We start from the raw sequence: 20706 nt of genomic DNA on the forward strand, positions 1-20706 counted from the left end.
TTTTATCGAGAGGTGCTGAAGTATGATTACTGCAAGGATCGGAAGCAAGTGTTATCGTCTGCCAGAAAATCTAGAGGATTATTTTAATAAGTTTCGGTCTGAGATTATTGGCATTGATCAGAAATTTCACTCGCCATTTGGTATGAAACCGATTATTTATGCGGATTGGACGGCAAGCGGAAGATTATTTCGACCTATTGAACAAAAAATCTCGGAGGTATTTGGTCCGTTTATGGCAAATACGCATACGGAATCCAATATAACGAGTCTAATGATGACCGGTATCTATAATCAATCAAGAAAAATCATTAAGGAACATGTAAATGCTGATGAGAACGACGCGCTAATTCTTGATGGTTTTGGAATGACGTCTGTTATGAATAAATTACAGAGATTACTGGGGCTTAGAGTACCAGAGCAATGGAGAGACAGCATGAAGATTGCTGAGAAACCCATTGTCTTTCTCACCCATATGGAGCACCATTCCAATCATACTTCATGGCTTGAAACAATGGCAGATGTTGAGATTATCAGGCCAGACGCGAGAGGCGGAATAGATGTAAGTCATCTGGAACACCTTCTTTATCATTATCGGGACAGAGGCATTAAGATTGGCTCCTTTACGGCTTGCTCGAACGTAACTGGAATACAAACCCCTTATCATCAGCTGGCAAAAATCATGCATAGGAACGGAGGACTTTGTTTTGTAGATTTTGCTGCCTCTGCACCCTATGTGAAGATTGATATGCACCCAAAAGATCCGTTGGAAAAACTCGACGCCATTCTCTTTTCTCCACATAAATTTTTAGGTGGACCCGGTACGAGTGGTGTCTTACTATTTGATAAAAGAATTTATACAAGTAAAGTACCAGATCATCCTGGAGGAGGAACGGTTACATGGACAAATCCTTGGGGTGGACACCAATACATTAAGGACATCGAGCTTCGGGAGGATGGTGGAACCCCTGGTATTCTTCAAGCAATCCGTACGGCTTTATGTATAAAATTAAAGGAACAAATGGGTGTTGAGAATATTTTAAAGAGAGAAAAAGAACAGTTAAAGCTGCTTTTAACTGGATTAGAAACGATTCCTAATCTGCATGTATTAGAGAGTCATCAACGAAACCGGATTGGGATAGTTTCATTTACTGTTACCAACATTCATTACAATCTTATTGTCCGGCTGTTAAATGACCGGTTTGGATTTCAGGTTCGAGGTGGATGTTCATGTGCCGGAACGTACGGTCATTATCTATTGAAAATAGACCAGAACAAATCTAAACAAATTTCAAATAAAATTGATTTAGGTGATTTGTCTTCCAAGCCAGGCTGGGTTAGGTTTTCGATACACCCGGTAATGTCTAATGCTGAAATTCAATTGTTTATTAGGGCGATGCAGGAGATTACGGCTAATATTGTGGAATGGAAAAATGATTATGTGTATGACCCGGCTACAAATGATTATTTTTATACAAAACACACTCGTGAGGATATGTCAGTATTCTTTAATCTAGAGGATTAATAGGATTACAAAAACTCAAAAGCTGCATTCTGACGCTAATCGTCCAGTTCGCAGCTTTTTTATGTGGCAACGCTTCTTATATCCCCACATATGTTAATAAGAAAAAGGTGGGGATAACATGATTCACATTGTGAAGCGGGGCGAAACACTTTACCAAATCTCTTTGGATTATCGGGTAAGCCTCGCCAGTCTTTATGCAGCCAATCCTGGGGTTAATTACCAGCAGTTATATGTAGGACAAAAAATTCAAATCCCAGGACTGCCGGATCCAAATACAATTCCCTATTCGATACAAATTTCGATAGGGAAGAGGAGACTTTCGTTATATAGAAATGGAAATGGAAGATTAGAAAAAATCTATCCGATTGCAGTAGGGAAAATGCTAACGGGAACCCCGACTGGTGATTTTGTCATAGTTAATCGACAAATGAATCCTGGCGGACCTTTTGGTGTATTGTGGATGTCTTTATCGAAGCAAGGTTATGGAATTCACGGTACGAATGATCCAAGTTCAATAGGAAAAGCAGTTTCACACGGTTGTGTGCGGATGCATAACCGTGATGTACTCCAACTTGCTGAAAAGGTTCCGAATGGTACAAGAGTTATCATCAGACCGTGAAAAAAACAGCGATGGCCGATTATCTATAAGAAAGAATCGGCCTTGTTTAATTTTAAAAAGTGAATCTAATGCCATCAATCAACCGTATAAGATGTTTGGAGATAAATTGTATTGGGAGATGGGTAGAATGTGGGGTCTATTAGCGATACATATAGTTATTATCCTTGTATTCCTTATCCTTGGTTGGGCAGTAAGGAAGAAGGAAGCCTATTGGTTAATTTCAGGTTTTGCCTCTCGCCCAGTGGAAGAACAGGAAGAGTTAATCCGGAGTGGTTATCCCAGGAAGATTAGCAGCTTACTAATTATAACAGCTTTTGGCATGTTGATTTTGCTTCCACTCATGTTTACCACTTTTAAATATGCGATGGAAGTTCAATTTGGATTTTTGATGATCTTTCTAATGGGCGGATTGGTTTATTTAACAAAATACGAAGTTCCAAAAAAGCGCAAACGCAGTTATATTATTAGTATTTCCCTGTTTATTGCACTAATCGGAGGCTTAGGCACTCTTTCTTATTTTAGTTATCAAGGGTACGAGCTAGTAGTAAAGAAAAAAAGCTTCGAGATTACGGGGATGTACGGTGATGAATGGAATTATGAAGATATTATTTCAATTGAATTAATGGATGAACTGCCTGAGGTTACTGTAAGGACAAATGGGGTAGGACTGTCTACACTTTCAAAAGGACATTTTAAAATGAATGGTTATGGCAACAGTCTGCTCTTTATTCAAAAAGGGTCATCCCCCTATATATATATTGAGTTGAAAGATAAGAAGATTTTTATAAATGATAAAGTTCCTCATCAGACGAAAATCTGGTTTGAACAGGTTAGAGACAAAGCAAAATTAACTAAATAAGAAATCTCACCTCCTTATTAGGGGAGGTGAGATTATGTTGTTTATTTGTAGATTACAATCGAACCAACTGATTTATCTTTAGCTTGTCCGTTCACACGAACCTTAAGTCCAAAGTTACCAATTTTACGTCCAGCATCTGGCATGAATGTGTTTTCAAACGAGTTGCTGTCATTGAAAAGTGAAACTGCTGGTTGACTTGGTCCAAACAATGTTTGTAGACCAGGATAGTCAAGATTTAATCCAGAAGTTGGATTTAAACCAAATGCTGCATCAGCGATATGATAACGAGTAGAAGCTTGGACAGGATCAGAACCATTGGCAAAGCTCCATAGTAAGTCTGTATTTGGATGAGCATCTACAACTCCGACGAAACCTTCGCCAGGGTGTTCACCTGTCCAGTTGTCAGTATAAGTTGGGTCTACGTACCAAACGACAAGACCTCCGTCATAGCTCATTATAGAGTTTCCGCGTTTAATATTTGCTAGCCCCTGGTCGACACCAGCGTGATTACGCCATTCTAATAGGTAATAGTGATCAGAGTATTTGTTTCCGTCTGATTTTTCAAATCCACTTAAACTAAAAGCAGATGAGTCATTTTCAGCACCATCATCAACTAAAGTTTGCCCATCAGCAATAACTTTGATGTTATCAGCAAAGAAACCAATTTGGGAAGTGCCCCAATCTGTAGCATATCGGAGACGAAGTTGAATGCTCTTACCAGAATAAGCTGACAAATCAAAGGATTGAGCCTGCCAGCCATTTGAATTACCTGTAAAACCTGGCATTGAATTTAGGATTGTTGGGTAACCTTGGCTTGTTACGTCTGAACGAGTATTCGTATTACCTAATGACTTCCAAGAAGCACCATTGTCTTCTGAAACCTGAACAAATGCAAAATCCCATTGCTCTTCAATATCGTACCAAGCGTCAAAAGTTAATGTTGCAGATGATTTTCCAGTTAAATTAACGGTTGTAACCATCTTGCTATCAATTTCATCTGCTTGTCCACCCCAATATTGGGAGGTGCCCGCAGCAGGAGTGTTTACTGGTGTTTTCTTCTGAGGCAAGTTTACTTTAGCTGCAATAGCGTTTTTGCCATTTGGTGAGTTGGCTTGATCCAGTAACACTTGTGTTCCTTTGGTAGTTACTTCATTCCAGTCTAATTCAACCGTGTCATTTGTCCAGTTCCCACCTAGGTAGGATTGGAAATATGATTTTGCCAATGGCGAGAAACCGGTTGGTTCTGTACCGCCTATCTTACCAGCCCATGAACCACTTGCCATAATGGACCAGTAAGCAACTGCCTCACCAGTACCAGAGTAGATCGTATCGTATTCATCAGGGTACCCTAAATCATGACCATATTCATGCGCAAATACCCCAGTTGCACCATCTTCAGGCATCATGGTGTAATCATAAAATCCTGGTAATCCTTTACCTAATCCATCAGGGTCTACAAAGGAAGCTGAACGGTGAGACCAGATTGCATTATCCCCTAAAGAACCGCCGCCTGCTTCTTGACCAACACCTGAGTGGATAATCATTAAGTGGTCAACTAAACCGTCTTTTTCAAGTAAATTTCCATCTCCATCTAAATCATGTGGATCTTCCAAATCATACTGATCTAAAGGAATACCAGCTGCTTTTGCTGCTGCATAAGTATCGGCAACTAATTTCTTAGAACCACCAGGTGTGACATTATCATGACCTCCAGTGGCTTTATCAGCACCATAATAAGCTGCGCTTCCAGGAACCTTTAACCAGCCGTAAGCTTTACCATCTACTGAGTAAGTCCCGCCTGATTGTTCTTCGTAGAATTGTTTCATAGAAACAAAATCTTCACCATTGGGGCCTTTAACACCATCTCCACCAAAAATCATATCCTCATAGTGTTCTAATGGATAATCTGGATAATAGTTATCTGATTCACCAGGTTTAATGTTATTGTTTGCAAAATCAGAGTATTCTACAGCTAAGACAAGGACCTTGTCCTCTCTGGCTGTACCTGTGAAGTCTGTTTCCTGAACTGGATTTGGATTACCCTTTAGGTGTCCGTTTTTCTTGCCGTCTCCCTTTAATAATCCATTGTTAAATTCTTTAAATTTACTTTGCTTTTCTGCTTCAGCTTTTTTTACTTTTGCTGCTAATGGATCTGATTCCTTAACTTTGGATTGTTTCCCTTTTAGCTCAAGGTAATTTTTAAGGAATGTTTGCTTTACTTCTTCTGAAGCATTTTTTGGGAGAAGCCCTTGTTTAATAAAAGATTCTATTAAACGCTCTTCATTCACAATCGCTAAATCGAGTGAGCTGTTTGAAGAAAAAGATGAGGCTTCCGCTTTATGTAGTCCCACATTCTTAGATGAAGCATCAATACTTGGGAATCCTGCAACTAAAGTACCAGCAAGCATAACAGAAGAAAGACTAGTTTTTATAAACTTATTCAATTGTATTCCCCATTTCAATGTTTTCGGCCGTATTCATATAATATTTTGAAAATTACGACAGAACAATAGGAAATTTTACCTTAATTTATAGCTGTAATCATCGGGGGATAGGTCTAATGGTGTGGTATTTCGACATAATACCAGGTGGTTTTGTTGTTGTTTGTCGAATTATAAAGAAAAATAAATGTGTTTTGAAAATAATAATAATTTATTTTCAGTGGTAATTAGTTGTGCGCGTGTTGAAAAACAATTGAGTACAAAAGAAGTAGTGGCAACTAGGTTGAAAATAAAAATGGGGGAAATTATTAACAGGTTATAGCATGAAATCAGTTGTATCTTAAACTCTTTTTTATTATATGAAAATATCAAGGTGTATTAATTGTTATGTTGAATACTAAAAGTGGCTGCAATCTATTCTAAAAATATTCAATATCATTAAACATTTTTAAAAGATGGAGGATATTACGGAATATGTTGGAATGAAAAGGTGCGTTTTTCAAATACTAACTATAAACTCATGAATGAAATGGGATATGTGTATGAAGAAACCAAAGAAACGAAATAAAATACCATTTATAATATTGTTTATCATCCATACAAGCATGCTTGGCTACTCTTTTTACAAAAGTAAAAATAAAAAGCAATTATTCACATTATTAATGGCTGATATCGGATTTGCTTATTTGTTAGAGTATGTAGTTTTAAATGTCTTTCATGCCTATACTTATAAACCGAAAATAATGAAAAAGAATTTTTTTGACAATGTCTTTGGCGCTATTTTATCCCAAGGTATTTTTGTGCCTTTTACCGCTGTTTTCTCTACGGTATTAAAAATAGGGTGGGTTGGTAAATTATTTCTCGGAGGAGTTTATTTTTCATTAGTTGAACAAATATTTATAAGGTTAAAAGTTTATAAACATAATTGGTGGAAAACGATTTATACAGTAACCTTGATTCCTTTGTACTTTAAAATTAGTGATTGGTGGAATATGTTTTTAGATAAAAGGAATCCAATCGTTCGTGTGATTTCTCTTTTTTTAATGATATTGGTCACAGAAGCAAATTTGTTATTTTTATTTGCTGCAACTAGAAAGATTCGCTTCGGTATTGGGAGATATCATGCTTGGAGAGAACATTTTATTATGGTTCCGTTATATGCCATTACCCTTTCTTTCTTTTCAACATTGTCATTTTTGAAACAGAATAATTGGTCTTCAAAGCTAAGGGTCTTAATAATGACAATTGGATTAGATCAACTATTTAAGAAGGGGAAAGTAGTAAAGGACAAGTTTCATGTAGTAGATTATTTTACGGTAAGAGTCCTGGCAATATTTTTATATGGATGGTTTAGAGATATTGTTTATGGAGTGAGAAACAGAGGTGAACAGAATAGTGAGGGTAAAGTGCTGGAAAAGAATGATAATTTGACATAAAAAAAAACGCCTTTGGGCGTTAGGGTATGTATTGTAATTAGTAATGAACCATGATAAAATAGTGTTGGTCTTAAATGGTAATTTAACGAATGGCAAATTACCTCTATAATATAATAACATACAATGATGTGGCTGTCAAACATTTAGGGACAAAATTTTCTGGAGAGTGGTCAAATGAGTGATACGGTAAAAAATGACCTGCAGTTGGAGCAGGAACGTGTAAATTTTGTTAGTAAGGAAATTGATAGGAAAAAGCTAAAACTCCAGAAGAACACTGGAGGTGTTAGTTCAGATGTGCTGGAACTTCGAAAGACTTTCTGGGAAGATGTAACCGTAAATATGGATGAACCGGATGATGTGATTGAGACGGCTGCGAGTATAAAGCAACAAGCGGAGTTATTATCAGAACGGGAACGTACGTTTAAACAAATGGATAAACAGATTCGAATCCTTGAACGCTTAAAATATTCACCGTATTTTGGACGGATTGATTTTTTAGAAACAGATGAAAAAAATGTTGATCAAGTTTATCTCGGAATTGCTTCTTTAATGGATGAGCATGATGAGAATTTTTTAATTTATGATTGGCGTGCCCCTATTTCAAGCCTCTATTATGATTATGCTCCAGGTCCTGCATCTTATCCAACCATGGATGGGGAAATCGAAGGCGAAATGAAGCTGAAAAGACAATTTATCATTCGTGATTCCAACATTAAAGCGATGTTTGATACTGGTGTAACCATTGGTGACGAAATGCTCCAAGAGGTCCTTGGGAATAATGCAAACGCACAAATGAAGAGCATTGTCGCTACGATTCAGCGTGAACAAAACTTAATTATCCGTAATGAGCGAAGTAAACTCCTTATTGTTCAAGGAGTAGCAGGCAGCGGTAAAACATCTGCAGCCCTTCAAAGGGTTGCGTATTTATTGTATAGATATCGTGAAACCATAAAGTCAGAGAATATCATGTTATTTTCGCCGAACCCGTTATTTAATTCCTACGTATCGACGGTACTCCCTGAACTAGGGGAAGAGAACATGGAGCAGGCGACCTTTATGGAATATTTAAACCATCGAATTGGCGGTGAATTCGAGGTGGAGGACCCTTTTGATCAGATGGAATTTTTACTTAATGAGGAGGAACATTCCGACTACTTTGTACGGGTAAGAGGAATTCGGTATAAGGCAAGTCTTGCGTTCAAAGAGATCATTGATCAATATGTAAGGGGACTATCCAATAAAGGTTTGTTTTTTAAAGATCTAGTTTTTCGAGGTGAAATGATTTTTTCTAAAGAACTCATCTATGATTATTTTTATTCCCTCGATGAGAGCTTCACAATCCCGAATCGAATGGAAATGGTAAGGGATTGGCTGTTAAGAGAGTTAAAGAGAAAAGTCAGACAGGAACGCTCTAAAAGCTGGGTGGAGGATGAGATTCAATTTCTTGAAAAAGAAGATTATTTAGAGGCATACCAAGAATTAGAAGGAAAAGACCGTTTTACCGAGAAGAGTTTTGATGATTTTGAACAGGAACAAAAGCTTCTTGCTGAAAAGGTAGTCAAACAAAAATTCAGGCCATTATTTTCTCGTGTTAAAAAGTTGAATTTTCTCGACATGAAGGGATTGTACAGCCAGTTATTTATAAAGGGTACTGATAACCAAGAAGTCCTTCTGGATGACTGGACTCAAATTTGTACGCACACACTTAATACATTAGCAAACTATAAAATATCTTACGAGGATGCAACGCCTTTTGTTTACCTACAGGATTTAATAAAAGGAAGAAAATCTTCTACGGGTATTCGACATATATTTATTGACGAGGCTCAGGACTATTCCCCATTTCAGTTTGCCTTGATTCAAAGACTTTTCCCTTATAGTAAAATGACGCTGCTTGGGGACTTTAATCAAGCTATTTTCTCAGGTGCAACAGGATCAGCCACAGTTATTTCGGATTATGAGGAAAAAGGGGAAGATGTTGAAAAGATTATTTTGACAAAAACCTATCGTTCTACAAAGGAAATTGTTGATTTCACCAGCAGCTTAATTGAAGGCGGTGAAACAATTGAACCATTTAATCGCCATGGCAAAAAGCCAACGATAAAACTAGCAGAGGCAAGCCAGATAAATGGATTTATTTTGAGTGAAATAAATGAATTTATGAAAGAAGGGCATCGAACCGTTGCGGTTATTTGTAGAACAGCGGCTGAGAGTAAAAGGGTATACTCTGCATTAAAGAAGTATATCCCTGTACACCTAATTGAAAAGGCGACGATTGCTTACGAAAAAGGAATATTGGTAATCCCGTCATATTTGGCAAAGGGAATCGAATTCGATGCTGTCATTCTTTATGATAGTTCTCAATATAAAAATGAGAGTGAACGGAAATTATTCTACACCGTGTGTACGCGTGCGATGCACAGATTGCACATGTATGCTGCGAATGGAGTCAGTCCGCTCATGGACAGAGTTCCGGAGACATTATACGTGTGGGAATAAAAAAACAGCGGCCAAATGGTATTGGCCGCTGTTTTTTACACTTTAGTTATTCTTCCAATGCTTTTCTACCTGTTCAAATGCAAGTCGGTAAATTTCCTCATCGGATGTGTTTGGATTTGCTAAAACATTGGTTAGATACACTTTTCCATCATAGGTTACTTTTACATTTATTTGGAGCATAAAATCACCTTTCTCATTCAGATTTGAATGCCTCTTAGGCTCATTGATATAATTTTATTGTTCAAATAGAAGGGGGAACATGTATGTCAGTCCAATTTGAAGAGATAACAAAAGAAACGCTTTATATTGCGCTTGAAATGATAAATTCAAATCCAGAATACAATCTTGTTGAAAACGGCATTGCCCTAAGAGAGCTTACAGATATAAAAGAAGAGTTTCTGAACCAAGAAACCATTAGTGTTTTTATTAAGCTTGATGAAACCTATATTGGGGTTATGGATTACTTACTGGAAAATCCAAAAGACCAATGCCCATGGCTGGGGCTATTAATGATTCATCGTGATTATCAAGGGTTTGGTTTTGGTGCACAAGCATATGCACTTTATGAAAGTGAAATGCATAATCGAGGTTTGAAGCGTGTTCGACTCGGTGTTATAAAAGAAAATGTAAAGGCGAAACAGTTCTGGGAATCATTGGGGTTTCTTAATATTAAAACAGTTTTTAATGAAAATGGCAAAGAGATTTTAGTGTTTGAAAAAAACTTCCCGAAGGAAGTACTAGACCTCTAGTAATAAGAACTCTTCGGCAAACCGCTGAACTTGGAGTTTGTCGACGTAATTCTTTCTGTACAAAGATTCTGCCAAAATTAAAGGGGCTTGAATAGCTGCATTTCTTTTTAAATCCCTAATGGACACATCGCCATTTAATAATTGAATGGCTTTTTCTCGGATGTCTTGACTCGTAGAAGAATGATATAGGAGATACGCAATACAAGTAACTTTATCCAACACCACCACTCCTTATTTATATCAAGAATCTAACATATGCAAATAATTCAACTTCCTTTATCAAAAATCCTGCTAAATATTCTGAATTTTTCATAGAGCAACATGATTTATGTAGAATATTGCTTATTTAGCGTGAGTTTTATATAATATTGAAGGGATAAAAGAAACAAAAAGTATTGTGGGAAATGACCTTTCGTCCCGTGGACGAGAGGGTTTTTATTTTTACATAAGATCTGGAGGTAGCATTTTCATGACACAAGCCTTAATTAAGGATTTGTACAGAAATACAGAAAATTATATAGACCAGAAGGTTGAGTTATCAGGCTGGATTCGTACAATCCGGGATTCAAAAACCTTTGGGTTCATTGAGTTGAACGATGGCAGCTTCTTCAAAGGTGTTCAAATTGTATTTGATGAGAAACTGGACAATTTTAAGGAGATTGCAAAACTCCCTATTAGTTCGTCGATTAAAGTAGAAGGAGATTTCATTCATACTCCTCAAGCAAAACAGCCATTTGAAATTAAAGCGACAAATATTTCTATTGAAGGACTTTCTAATAGTGACTATCCTTTACAAAAGAAGAAGCATTCATTTGAGTATTTAAGATCGATTGCTCATTTAAGACCACGGACGAATACATTCTCAGCTGTTTTCCGTATTAGGTCCTTAGCTTCTTATGCGATTCATAAATTCTTCCAAGACAAAGGATTCGTTTACGTTCATTCACCAATTATCACAGGGAGTGATACAGAAGGAGCGGGCGAAATGTTCCGAGTTACAACGTTAGATATCGATAACCCTCCTAAAAATGAAGAGGGGAAAACAGATTTAACGAAGGATTTCTTTAATAAAGAAACCAACCTAACGGTAAGCGGACAGTTATCTGCAGAGGCCTTTGCCTTAGCGTTCCGAAATGTTTACACATTTGGTCCTACATTTAGAGCGGAGAATTCGAATACTGCGAGACATGCTGCAGAATTTTGGATGATTGAGCCGGAATTAGCATTTTCTGAGCTTCCGGATATTATGGACCTAGCTGAGGATATGGTTAAGTATGTAATTGGCTATGTTCTTGAGCAGGCGCCAGAAGAAATGAATTTCTTCAACAGCTTTATTGAAAAAGGATTACTAGATCGCTTAAACAATGCGCATACTTCAAGTTTTGGACGTGTTACCTACACAGAAGCAATAAATATTTTAATCGAATCAGGCGAAACCTTTGCTTACCCAGTTGAATGGGGACTCGACCTGCAAACAGAGCATGAGCGCTATTTATGCGAAAAAGTATTTAAAAAACCAGTCTTTGTAACGGACTATCCGAAGGAAATCAAAGCCTTTTATATGAGGTTGAATGAAGACAATAAGACGGTTGCCGCAACTGATTTACTTGTACCAGGAATTGGAGAATTAATCGGCGGAAGTCAGCGTGAAGAGCGAGAAGACATTCTTGCTGGAAAAATTAATGAACTTGGTATGAATGAAGAAGATTATTGGTGGTACCTAGAGCTTAGAAAATACGGTGGTACAAAACACTCTGGCTATGGCCTAGGTTTCGAACGGTTAATAATGTACCTCACAGGGATATCAAACATCAGAGACGTTATTCCATTCCCAAGAACCACAGGTAACGCAGAATTTTAATAATAATAAAAGAAGACCAATCCCTTGGATTTGGTCTTTTTTTCATTCATCTATTGAGTTTGTAATTCTTCCTCGAAAAAAAATGTGCCGGGATGTTCCTTTACAATATAAGAGTATCTTTTCATGTTTTTGACATACTGCCATTTTAAAATCGTTACTTCTTCGCCAGTGTCTTTAAGTTTCACAGTCTGTCCGCTATTGAATCTGTTATTTGAATTTCTCAAATCAACACCCCTTTTTTTCATCCAAGTTTAATTATAACACATTTTTTGTTTAGCCGCTTGATTCGCTTTTTTCAGTGACCTCTAAACTATAGAATAAAGCGTGATTCCTTTCATTTACATTTTCATTGTGTTACACTATTTAAAAAGTGAGGTGTCATTTTGTCAACTTATAAAGCGAAAAAGAGTAACCTCAAAGACTTATTATCAAAAAATAGAATGAATCTCGAAGGATTAGAAAAGAGTACACACATCCCTTTGGAACAACTTAATGGTTACATGTCAAAAAAAGTGATGAACCTAAGTGCAGCAATGACGATTTCTAAAGAGTTAAATTGCCAGATCGAGGATTTATACGACTGGGAACTAGAAGAGAAAATCTAAGTTCAACTAATATGTCACTAGGGGTAATTATCCTAGTGACATTTTTAATAACTTGACCAGTCTGCTAGAGGATTATGCAAGGCTGAAATGAGGAAAATAATGGACGAGACCTTGCTTAATTCTTCATTCTTTGGTATGATTATGAAGAATTATTTTTGTTCGGTAGTAAAGGGAAGAATAAGTTATAGCTTTTCGCCTGGATCTTTAAAGAGCAAGAATAGTAATACAATGTGTGGAATACACACTAGGAGGCAACAAATATGGAAAACGGTAAAGTAAAATGGTTTAATGCAGAAAAAGGTTTCGGATTTATCGAGCGCGAAGGTGGAGAAGATGTATTCGTTCACTTTTCAGCAATCCAAGGCGAAGGCTTTAAAACTCTTGAAGAAGGTCAATCAGTAACTTTCAATGTTGAGCAAGGTGCTCGTGGACCTCAAGCAGCTAACGTAAACAAAGCTTAATCACATAGTGTGAAAAAAACAGACCTGTATAGGTCTGTTTTTTGTTTATCAATACCTTTACCAAAAGGGTATTGATTTAATTATTAATATATTTTTCAAATACAGTGCCAAAATCTTTAACACTATATTGCTTTTTGCTATCCTCTAACCATTGGAAAGCTGCTTGGTTTAGCATCTTAAATTGAACGACTAAGTTGTTATCTGAACTAGTAACCCGACCTAAAGTGGTTGAAGCAATATCAAGACTTTCTTTGGCAAAACGGAGAGAAATTTCATTGTCATGAGTGATTTCTGAAATTTTTATTAGGGCCTTATATAAATCTTTTACCTCTTCAATATGTTTTTTATGAACGTCAATGGAGAATGGCTGTGCTCCAATTTTAAATTTTATTTCGACATCGAGGTCGACCGTTCCCGCTGTTTCTAGCTTAACATCAGAGATTCGATTTGTCGCATAACTATAGCGGTGCAGCATCCTTTTTTTACTTGTGGCACTAGTTCCATCAAGATGAATGAGGGCATTATTGGTAAAACAATATTCATCTGATTTTGATTTTATTAAAAAATAAATCCTTTCGTTATCTTCATGCATAACATAATCATCAGAATCAACCTTATCATAATTTTCTGGTTTAATGACCGAACCCACATCACTGAGTCCTAATATATCCGCTGCTACTTTACCAAACATTGTATCAACCTCACTAACCCCATATTTTAATTGCCATTCAACTATACGAATAGGTTCTTGAGAAGTTTCAAGATTTTTGAACGACAAAACAATTTATGCTGGAGAATTTCACTTATGCTCTCTGTCTAAATTATCAATAAATATTCCTTAGAAGGATCAAAATTGATTGGAGGGAAAAGCGATAAATGCGTCCGATGATCCTTGGTACTATGGCTGCCTTCTTTTTTGCGTTTACATTTATTATAAATCGATCTATGGAACTAGAAGGGGGGAGTTGGATTTGGAGTGCTTCGCTCCGTTATTTTTTTATGGTTCCTTTCCTGCTTCTATTGGTTTACTGCAGAAAAAACCTTAAGCCGCTATTGGTGGAGATGAGAAAAAATCCACGGGCGTGGCTGTTATGGAGTTTTGTAGGATTTGGTCTATTTTACGGTCCGATTTGTTTTTCAGCTGCTTATGCACCCGGCTGGCTAATTGCTTCCACCTGGCAGATTACGATTATCTCTGGCTCTCTTTTAGCACCGTTTTTTTTAGAGACTGTAATGACTCAAGAGGGCCCAGTTAAGATAAAGGGAAGAATTCCGATGAAAGGCATGGCAATGTCTTCGATTATTTTGCTGGGGATTATATTAATGCAGGTGGAGCAGGCAGATACTCTAAGTTTAATGGAAGTATTCTCAGGCGTTATCCCTGTCGTGGTCGCGTCATTTGCTTATCCTCTTGGGAATAGGAAGATGATGGATGTTTGTGGAGGGAGGCTGGATGTTTTTCAACGCGTATTGGGAATGACCATAGCGAGTATGCCGGTTTGGATTGTTTTAGCTATTTTTGGCATGTTTACGGTGGGGCCGCCAAGTATTAGCCAATCTGTCCAATCTGGTATCATTGCCATTACATCTGGTGTGATTGCAACCATTTTATTCTTCCAAGCAACAGATCTAGTTAGAGGAAATATGCAAAAACTTGGGAATGTGGAAGCGACACAATCAATTTCAGTTTTATTTGCTGTAATCGGAGAATTAATCCTGTTGGAATCACCATTGCCATCTATCTTATCATGGACTGGAATGACGCTGGTCATGGCAGGAATGGTACTTCACAGCTATGTGTCACATAAAGGCGATATTCCTAATGGGAAAAAAGTCAGTGTATAATAGTAAGAACCTAATCAGATCGATTAGGCTATATGATTTTTAACTGGATAGGTATGGGGTTAATTTATCAATTGTCTCCTGTAAAAGTTTTGCGTTTTTCTCATACATGTTTTTTGATTTCTCGTCCTGTGACTCTAGAGAGAATATTTCCAAATCCGCCTGAGTTTTTTTCAGTGTTGCCAATAATAAAGGTCTCTCACTGGGTGGCGGGACTTGTAATTTGTCATCATAGATGTCGACAGTTAATTCTCCATAAGAATCAACTTGAGCAATAAATACATTATCGAGGGTTAACTCAAGCTTATCTAATTCCGTTTCTAGCCAGCCTCTGCTTTTCCCAGAAGACCTTAATGCTTCATCTAGAATACTTCCGTCCATTATGACTGTTTGAGGTTCCTTCTCAGCAGGTACTTTCATTTGTAAATCCTTAGGAGTCAATGGACGATTTTCTTTTTTTAATAAGGCACTAATAGTCCCTCTTGGTTCCAGAACGGCAAATTCAACATCAGCAACACGGTATATGTTCTTCTGGCGAAGTAAGGCAGATAATTCATCAATGGTGTATTTTTCTTTCTTTAAATTTTCCTCCAGAACCTTACCGTCCTTGATTAAAACAGTCCCTCGCCCCTCAATAAAGTCCCGGAAAGATTTACTTTTTAATGCTAAAATGTCAACCAAGAGTGTAGCAAGGCTAAAGATAATAATAGCAGCCATGCCTTGGAGCATATTTTTTTCAAGACCAGTAATCGCCTCACCTGCAATACTTCCAATTGTAATTCCGGAAACATACTCAAAAAATGAAAGTTCAGATATTTGCTTCTTTCCTAATACTTTTGTCATGAAAAATAAAAGAGCTAAGAAGACAAAGGAACGAATGATAATATCAATCCAACTGGGCATATATTCACCTCATAACTTTCAACCTTTATATTGTGGTTCAAGTCGTTCAAGTTCTAAAACTCGGTTCTGTAAATCTTTCTTAACGGAAGCTATTGTTAACATAGTATCATGGAAAACTTCTTGAGCACCTCTATCATTAGAGTTTAAGGCAAGCGAAGATAATTGTGCTTCAATTCCCTTCAGATTAGCAAGACATTGTTTTACACTTGTAGCAATGGTCATAATTACACATCCCTTCCAAATTGAATAACTAAAAGAGTTGGCAGGGAAGCCAACCCTTTTATTCTTATTGGTTATATTGTGGCTCTTCAGACAAAATTTCTTGTAGTCGGGGTTCAAGACTATCAAGGACAGATTGAGTTTGTTGAGCAGCATTCTGATAGAGCTTTTTAGCGTTTTGATTATCAGTTGCTAATGCAAAAGTTTCAAAACTAGCTTGAACACTCTTTAGTCCTGCCAATGCCTGTTTTACTTGGGTTCCAACTGTCATGAAAATTAATCCTTCTTTCTATTTCAAAAATATCTTACATACAATATTTTGCGGCAAATATTTGAAATTTATGTGATTAGAAATAGTAATTTAATAAATAAGACTTTCCATTACTATTGGATGTAATGCATGTGTTTTGTCTACAAAAATAAATCCATCGTACCGGCTGCTCATAACAGATGGCACATAATTTCCATATTGTTCATATTCCGGCCTATATACAACCCCGATAGCACGATGCCCAATGGTTTGTTTGAATTCTCCGCGATTTTCATCGTTAAACAAGAGGTATTGGTTACATGCACCGGCTTTATGCATGAGGTTTTCCCAGCTGCCAGTTTGGGCCTCAGGAACATTGGTAACGCGAAAGTCTACTCCCCATTCCGTTGAAGCAATCACAGTACCACTGTTTGTTCCAAATCCAACAATGTAAACATCTTCAGGATAATTCTGTTGTCTTATCAACTGACCGACATTCACCATTCCAGCATCTTTCATATCGGTGGCACGGGCATCACCTACGTGTGTATTGTGTTCCCAGACGATGACTTTTTCACCTTCACCATAATACTTCATGACAGCATTCAAAGCTTCAACCATGTGGATGTCTCTTACGTTCCAAGACTTTGAATCGCTTAAGACCATAGTGCGGTAATACTCTTCAGCATTCACTGTAACAAGGGCATTGACCTCCATATTTAAGCTGTTTTCTTCCTCATCGTCATATTTCCATTTATTTTTCTGAATGGTATGAAGAAGTGCGACAGCTTCTTTTATACAGTTTTCTGATAAATATCCTGCAGAAACCGCATACGATTCATTATTTCGATTATAAGGCTCAAAGCAGGAGAAGGCATTTCTTGCTTGTTTTAACCCTGAGTTACCAGTTTTCTCTAAATACTTTATGATTTCGTCCATACTCTCCCAAAGACTATAGACATCTAGACCGTAAAATCCTACTTTATTTTTTCGTTTGGTTTGTTGATTATAATTTTTTAACCATTCTACTAATTCAATCACTTCTTCATTCGCCCACATCCATGTTGGCCAGCGATTAAAGCTTTCAAGAGAACTTCTAACATCAGTGTGGAAGACTATGTTTTTTATGTAACGATTAATGTGTTGGCAGGATGGCCAGTCTCCTTCAACCGCGATGACAGAAAAGCCTTTTTCCTTGATTAACCTTTTCGTGAGTTCAGCTCGAATTGTATAAAATTCCGAAGTTCCATGTGAAGATTCACCTAGGAGGACATACTTGGCATCACCAATTGCTGCTAGCAATGGATCAAGATCATCCACTGACGTAAAGGGTTTACTGTATTTTTTTATGGACTCAAACATAGGCAGACATCCTTTCATTCATAGTGATACTGCTAATGTTCCCTAGTGGCTTACCTAAATAACAAAAAAACTCCAAAATTAATTTAAGGAGTTTTTTTGCATATTTCATCTGTACATCGTCCACATTCCAATATCCTTAAAACCAAGTCGTTTATAGATACGTCCAGCTTCAGGATTATCATAAAATAAGCAGAGTACTTTGCCTTCATTTAATACATCTTTAAAAAGCTTTTGCATAATCGCTGTTGCTAATCCTTTGCGGCGATATTCTTTCCGTGTACAAACTCCAACAATCATAGCAGAAATGGAATTTTCGGCAGTCGTGGATACACATGCGGTCATCTGACCGTTTTCTTCCGTGAAATAAGTCCTCGCAGTGTTGGTTTCCATGGATGTTCGCAACATCTCAGCTGCGTCATCTCGGATTTGAAATTCATCAATGGATCTACGTATCGATAATATCTTTTCAATATCATCAAGGGTAGCCTTTTTTATCTCCACATTCGTTTCTTCAAGATTTTCAGTGCTTTTGCACTCAGCAAAATAAGTTTCCTGTTTTTTACCTAACTGCAGTTCAGGGAATGCTTCGAACTTCTCAACAATCTCTGATTTTCCAGATAGGAAGAATGGCCGTGGGTAGGAGGTGATAATCGATACGAACTCGTCAACATTAAATTCGCCTTTTGCATAAGGTATAAAAGATTGATAGAATCTGAGAAGTACGGCCTTGATTTCTCCGTGTTTATCAAATTCTGCCCAGATTTCCTGGAAGTCAGTATCATATCCAAAAACCTCTAAATCCCCAATAATAAATAAATTGATGGAAGGTTCCTCACTTAAAAAAGAAAGGACCATATCGTGGGCATTTTTAGTTAATTTTCTAATCATTTTTTCTCCCCCTTTGTTGTTACTAGCGTAATCAAATCATTGCAAAATTTCAATAATAATAATTTAATGTATACTAAACTATTAATATTTATAATAATCTAGTAATTTTGAAAAATTCACCAATTTGTCACAACCCTTTGTGTAAACAGATATTTTTGGTGTTATACTATAGGTGTAAAGGATAAATAAATAAATAACAATTAACTTCTTAGGAGACTCAACCATCCGTGTTCGTTCCGTTTGTGAACGAGTAGTAAAGGTTTTCCCTTTGCAATGTTTGGTAAGTGGAGCGATGTAACTTGAAATGGAAAGGTGGATACCTAACTAAATCCTCTTTTAGTGAATAAGGAAATTACCTGATTCAAATAAAGGTACAAAAGTTATTGGATATGGGAGTAAAGTTAATTTATCTGCCTATGCAAAAGGGTACGCAGGTAAATCTCTCAAACCAAAATGATTTTTCTTAAAATTATAATGGAAGCTTCCTTATTGAGAAGAAACCTAAAGTAATGAAAAAAAGAAGAATCAAAATTTCCAACGACCGAAACAAATAGTGGGCAATAAATCTGTTTGGTACTAAACTTTGAAAAAGGAGCACAACTAAAAGTAAGGATTGAGTTAACAGATAAATATAGGTGATAAATGAAGCCTCTTTATCGGTATGTTTATCTAACCCTTCAACCAAATCAAAACCTGCATTGCCAAGAAGCTGATCCAAATAAATTAGAGGATAAGAGTCATCGGTAATACCGGTAAGGTTTGTTTCTTTAAAGGAATTTGAATTCCATTCATTTCATGTGAATTAATTCCTTCAACGGAACAACACACATCGGCTGAATCTTAAACCTTCTATTAGAATTGTAAAACGATTCGATAGAAGTGTGAAGACATTATAGCTGATGTCATGGTTGGGTCCCCTAAGAGGTTAAATTCCCAAGAAGCTGTCTCTAAAAGAGGTGGCTTCTTTCCTGTTCTTAATCGGCTGTGTTTAAGTAATTTATTTGGCAGTATGTTAGTTGAAAACCTAGTTGGAAAAATGGGAAATAAAGTGCATAAAAATTCAAAAAACTATCAATATCCTGTTATAATGGAATTAGAAATTTTATTCGAAAGGGGCAAGATAATGTCAGGAATTCCAAATATTGATCAAAATGAGCAACATAAAATACTTATGGAGAAAATTCAACACCGGGGGTTGCCAACTTCAAAGATTATTCAAAGAATTATGCTTATTACAGTTGGCGCAGCATTAATGGCGGTAGGGTTGGAAATTTTTCTTGTACCCAATCATGTAATTGATGGAGGCATTGTAGGAATTTCGATTATGCTTTCCTATTTGACTGGTTGGAAATTAGGTTTCTTTATCTTTTTTCTCAATATCCCATTTTTTTATATCGGTTATAAACAAATTGGAAAAACCTTCGCTTTATCCACTCTTTATGGAATTATCATTCTATCACTTGGCACCACATTGCTTCATCCAGTACCAGCATTTACTCAGGATATCTTACTTGCAACCGTTTTTGGTGGAATCGTTCTCGGAATTGGCGTAGGGATGGTCATCCGCTATGGAGGATCCCTGGATGGTACTGAAATTCTTGCTATTCTCTTTAATAAAAAGCTTCCTTTCTCTGTTGGTGAAATTATCATGTTTTTTAATTTATTTATTCTTGGAAGCGCAGGTTTTGTTTTCTCATGGGATCGGGCAATGTATTCGCTGATTGCCTATTTTGTAGCTTACAAAACCATTGATATTACTGTCACTGGTCTTGATGAATCCAAATCAGTTTGGATCATAAGTGATAATTCAAAGGAAATTGGCGAGGCGATTTTGAATCGTCTTGGCCGTGGTGTTACGTATATTAATGGAGAGGGTGCCTACTCAGGCGATCACAAGAAGGTCATTTTCTGTGTCATTAACCGTCTTGAAGAAGCGAAGTTAAAGGAAATCGTTACTGAAAATGATGAAAATGCCTTTCTTGCGGTTGCCGATATCGCGGAAGTTCGCGGAGGCAGGTTTAAGAAAAGAAATATTCATTAAAGATGCTGCCGTTTGGCGGTTTTTTTCTGTCTTTTTTTGTTATTAAAGTGATATCATTTTTATATAGAGTTAAAAGGAGTGATTCGGAAAAGGCGGGCGTCTTATGAAATTGCCCGTTTTCTGTCGTTTATTGGGGAAAATGCGCAGTA

At 36.9% G+C, this 20706-nt stretch carries 21 protein-coding genes; 11 read left to right on the top strand and 10 right to left on the bottom strand.

Going from position 1 to position 20706, the window contains the following annotated elements; genetic code table 11:
• Window positions 1-22: 22 nt before the first annotated feature.
• The 3 genes from ACN6MT_RS15335 (at window position 23) to ACN6MT_RS15345 (ending at window position 3000) form a co-directional block, all read left to right on the top strand.
• The gene (locus ACN6MT_RS15335) at window positions 23-1522 is read left to right on the top strand and encodes an aminotransferase class V-fold PLP-dependent enzyme (RefSeq protein WP_419886933.1); all 1500 of its coding nucleotides are present in this window, start codon (window positions 23-25) and stop codon (window positions 1520-1522) included.
• 118 nt (window positions 1523-1640) lie between these two features.
• Window positions 1641-2141, top strand: a complete 501-nt coding sequence (locus ACN6MT_RS15340; RefSeq protein WP_419886934.1) for a L,D-transpeptidase family protein — start codon at window positions 1641-1643, stop codon at window positions 2139-2141.
• Window positions 2113-3000, top strand: a complete 888-nt coding sequence (locus ACN6MT_RS15345; protein ID WP_419886935.1) for a DUF3784 domain-containing protein — start codon at window positions 2113-2115, stop codon at window positions 2998-3000. The genes ACN6MT_RS15340 and ACN6MT_RS15345 overlap by 29 nt, the downstream gene beginning before the upstream one ends.
• Before the next feature lie 41 nt (window positions 3001-3041).
• Here ACN6MT_RS15345 and ACN6MT_RS15350 read toward each other — a convergent pair whose 3' ends face one another.
• The gene (locus tag ACN6MT_RS15350) at window positions 3042-5444 is read right to left on the bottom strand and encodes an immune inhibitor A domain-containing protein (protein WP_419886936.1); all 2403 of its coding nucleotides are present in this window, start codon (window positions 5442-5444) and stop codon (window positions 3042-3044) included.
• Window positions 5445-5983: 539 nt separating this feature from the next.
• On the opposite strand from ACN6MT_RS15350, the gene ACN6MT_RS15355 reads away from it, so the two are divergent.
• Together ACN6MT_RS15355 and helD are read left to right on the top strand one after the other, a co-directional pair.
• A complete protein-coding gene (locus tag ACN6MT_RS15355) occupies window positions 5984-6877 on the top strand; it encodes a hypothetical protein (protein WP_419886937.1) in 894 nt (297 codons plus the stop codon).
• A 174-nt stretch (window positions 6878-7051) separates the two neighbouring features.
• Entirely contained in the window at window positions 7052-9376 is a 2325-nt protein-coding gene (gene helD, locus ACN6MT_RS15360) for an RNA polymerase recycling motor HelD (RefSeq protein ID WP_419886938.1), read from the top strand.
• Window positions 9377-9418: 42 nt separating this feature from the next.
• Here the strand turns inward: helD and ACN6MT_RS15365 are convergent, their stop codons facing one another.
• The gene (locus ACN6MT_RS15365) at window positions 9419-9556 is read right to left on the bottom strand and encodes a BA3454 family stress response protein (protein ID WP_419886939.1); all 138 of its coding nucleotides are present in this window, start codon (window positions 9554-9556) and stop codon (window positions 9419-9421) included.
• Between the two features lie 83 nt (window positions 9557-9639).
• Between ACN6MT_RS15365 and ACN6MT_RS15370 the strand changes: the two genes are divergently transcribed.
• Window positions 9640-10125, top strand: a complete 486-nt coding sequence (locus ACN6MT_RS15370) for a GNAT family N-acetyltransferase (RefSeq protein ID WP_419886940.1) — start codon at window positions 9640-9642, stop codon at window positions 10123-10125.
• On the opposite strand, the gene ACN6MT_RS15375 is transcribed toward ACN6MT_RS15370, so the two are convergent.
• Window positions 10114-10344, bottom strand: a complete 231-nt coding sequence (locus tag ACN6MT_RS15375; protein ID WP_419886941.1) for a hypothetical protein — start codon at window positions 10342-10344, stop codon at window positions 10114-10116. The genes ACN6MT_RS15370 and ACN6MT_RS15375 overlap by 12 nt on opposite strands.
• Window positions 10345-10594: 250 nt before the next feature.
• On the opposite strand from ACN6MT_RS15375, the gene asnS reads away from it, so the two are divergent.
• Window positions 10595-11986: an asparagine--tRNA ligase gene (gene asnS / locus ACN6MT_RS15380; protein WP_419886942.1), complete on the top strand. Its 1392-nt coding sequence runs from the start codon at window positions 10595-10597 to the stop codon at window positions 11984-11986.
• Window positions 11987-12036: 50 nt separating this feature from the next.
• On the opposite strand, the gene ACN6MT_RS15385 is transcribed toward asnS, so the two are convergent.
• The gene (locus ACN6MT_RS15385; protein ID WP_063254449.1) at window positions 12037-12231 is read right to left on the bottom strand and encodes a hypothetical protein; all 195 of its coding nucleotides are present in this window, start codon (window positions 12229-12231) and stop codon (window positions 12037-12039) included.
• 138 nt (window positions 12232-12369) lie between these two features.
• Here ACN6MT_RS15385 and ACN6MT_RS15390 point away from each other — a divergent pair, with 138 nt between their 5' ends.
• Together ACN6MT_RS15390 and ACN6MT_RS15395 are read left to right on the top strand one after the other, a co-directional pair.
• On the top strand, window positions 12370-12591 hold the full coding sequence (locus ACN6MT_RS15390) for a helix-turn-helix domain-containing protein (protein ID WP_063254448.1): 222 nt from the start codon (window positions 12370-12372) through the stop codon (window positions 12589-12591).
• Between the two features lie 260 nt (window positions 12592-12851).
• The gene (locus ACN6MT_RS15395; RefSeq protein WP_063254447.1) at window positions 12852-13052 is read left to right on the top strand and encodes a cold-shock protein; all 201 of its coding nucleotides are present in this window, start codon (window positions 12852-12854) and stop codon (window positions 13050-13052) included.
• 76 nt (window positions 13053-13128) lie between these two features.
• Here the strand turns inward: ACN6MT_RS15395 and ACN6MT_RS15400 are convergent, their stop codons facing one another.
• Entirely contained in the window at window positions 13129-13743 is a 615-nt protein-coding gene (locus tag ACN6MT_RS15400; RefSeq protein ID WP_419886943.1) for a PH domain-containing protein, read from the bottom strand.
• A gap of 185 nt (window positions 13744-13928) precedes the next feature.
• Between ACN6MT_RS15400 and ACN6MT_RS15405 the strand changes: the two genes are divergently transcribed.
• Complete coding sequence (locus ACN6MT_RS15405) at window positions 13929-14897, top strand: multidrug resistance efflux transporter family protein (RefSeq protein ID WP_419886944.1); 969 nt, start codon at window positions 13929-13931, stop codon at window positions 14895-14897.
• Between the two features lie 39 nt (window positions 14898-14936).
• On the opposite strand, the gene ACN6MT_RS15410 is transcribed toward ACN6MT_RS15405, so the two are convergent.
• From ACN6MT_RS15410 to ACN6MT_RS15430, 5 genes are all read right to left on the bottom strand, one after another.
• On the bottom strand, window positions 14937-15797 hold the full coding sequence (locus tag ACN6MT_RS15410) for a DUF421 domain-containing protein (RefSeq protein ID WP_419886945.1): 861 nt from the start codon (window positions 15795-15797) through the stop codon (window positions 14937-14939).
• Window positions 15798-15815: 18 nt separating this feature from the next.
• A complete protein-coding gene (locus tag ACN6MT_RS15415; protein ID WP_419886946.1) occupies window positions 15816-16019 on the bottom strand; it encodes a DUF1657 domain-containing protein in 204 nt (67 codons plus the stop codon).
• Window positions 16020-16083: 64 nt separating this feature from the next.
• Complete coding sequence (locus ACN6MT_RS15420; protein ID WP_419886947.1) at window positions 16084-16287, bottom strand: DUF1657 domain-containing protein; 204 nt, start codon at window positions 16285-16287, stop codon at window positions 16084-16086.
• Between the two features lie 90 nt (window positions 16288-16377).
• Entirely contained in the window at window positions 16378-17628 is a 1251-nt protein-coding gene (locus ACN6MT_RS15425; RefSeq protein ID WP_419886948.1) for an erythromycin esterase family protein, read from the bottom strand.
• Between the two features lie 105 nt (window positions 17629-17733).
• Window positions 17734-18516, bottom strand: coding sequence for a GNAT family N-acetyltransferase (locus tag ACN6MT_RS15430; protein ID WP_419886949.1), 783 nt, complete (start codon window positions 18514-18516; stop codon window positions 17734-17736).
• A 1171-nt stretch (window positions 18517-19687) separates the two neighbouring features.
• Here ACN6MT_RS15430 and ACN6MT_RS15435 point away from each other — a divergent pair.
• Window positions 19688-20557 carry a YitT family protein gene (locus ACN6MT_RS15435; protein WP_419956449.1) on the top strand — a complete coding sequence of 290 codons (870 nt, stop codon included), beginning with the start codon at window positions 19688-19690 and terminating at the stop codon, window positions 20555-20557.
• Window positions 20558-20706: the final 149 nt, after the last annotated feature.

Source organism: Neobacillus niacini, assembly GCF_048572935.1.
GTDB classification, from domain to species: domain Bacteria; phylum Bacillota; class Bacilli; order Bacillales; family Cytobacillaceae; genus Neobacillus; species Neobacillus niacini.

Coding starts and splice junctions, on each gene's coding strand:
- ACN6MT_RS15340 (WP_419886934.1), top strand. CDS start 1,641: ATGATTCACATTGTGAAGCGGGGCGAAACACTTTACCAAATCTCTTTG.
- ACN6MT_RS15420 (WP_419886947.1), bottom strand. CDS start 16,287: ATGACAGTTGGAACCCAAGTAAAACAGGCATTGGCAGGACTAAAGAGT.
- ACN6MT_RS15425 (WP_419886948.1), bottom strand. CDS start 17,628: ATGTTTGAGTCCATAAAAAAATACAGTAAACCCTTTACGTCAGTGGAT.
- helD (WP_419886938.1), top strand. CDS start 7,052: ATGAGTGATACGGTAAAAAATGACCTGCAGTTGGAGCAGGAACGTGTA.
- ACN6MT_RS15395 (WP_063254447.1), top strand. CDS start 12,852: ATGGAAAACGGTAAAGTAAAATGGTTTAATGCAGAAAAAGGTTTCGGA.
- ACN6MT_RS15415 (WP_419886946.1), bottom strand. CDS start 16,019: ATGACCATTGCTACAAGTGTAAAACAATGTCTTGCTAATCTGAAGGGA.
- ACN6MT_RS15345 (WP_419886935.1), top strand. CDS start 2,113: ATGGTACAAGAGTTATCATCAGACCGTGAAAAAAACAGCGATGGCCGA.
- ACN6MT_RS15370 (WP_419886940.1), top strand. CDS start 9,640: ATGTCAGTCCAATTTGAAGAGATAACAAAAGAAACGCTTTATATTGCG.
- ACN6MT_RS15410 (WP_419886945.1), bottom strand. CDS start 15,797: ATGCCCAGTTGGATTGATATTATCATTCGTTCCTTTGTCTTCTTAGCT.
- ACN6MT_RS15385 (WP_063254449.1), bottom strand. CDS start 12,231: ATGAAAAAAAGGGGTGTTGATTTGAGAAATTCAAATAACAGATTCAAT.
- ACN6MT_RS15365 (WP_419886939.1), bottom strand. CDS start 9,556: ATGCTCCAAATAAATGTAAAAGTAACCTATGATGGAAAAGTGTATCTA.
- ACN6MT_RS15355 (WP_419886937.1), top strand. CDS start 5,984: ATGAAGAAACCAAAGAAACGAAATAAAATACCATTTATAATATTGTTT.
- ACN6MT_RS15435 (WP_419956449.1), top strand. CDS start 19,688: ATGGAGAAAATTCAACACCGGGGGTTGCCAACTTCAAAGATTATTCAA.
- ACN6MT_RS15335 (WP_419886933.1), top strand. CDS start 23: ATGATTACTGCAAGGATCGGAAGCAAGTGTTATCGTCTGCCAGAAAAT.
- ACN6MT_RS15400 (WP_419886943.1), bottom strand. CDS start 13,743: ATGTTTGGTAAAGTAGCAGCGGATATATTAGGACTCAGTGATGTGGGT.
- asnS (WP_419886942.1), top strand. CDS start 10,595: ATGACACAAGCCTTAATTAAGGATTTGTACAGAAATACAGAAAATTAT.
- ACN6MT_RS15405 (WP_419886944.1), top strand. CDS start 13,929: ATGCGTCCGATGATCCTTGGTACTATGGCTGCCTTCTTTTTTGCGTTT.
- ACN6MT_RS15430 (WP_419886949.1), bottom strand. CDS start 18,516: ATGATTAGAAAATTAACTAAAAATGCCCACGATATGGTCCTTTCTTTT.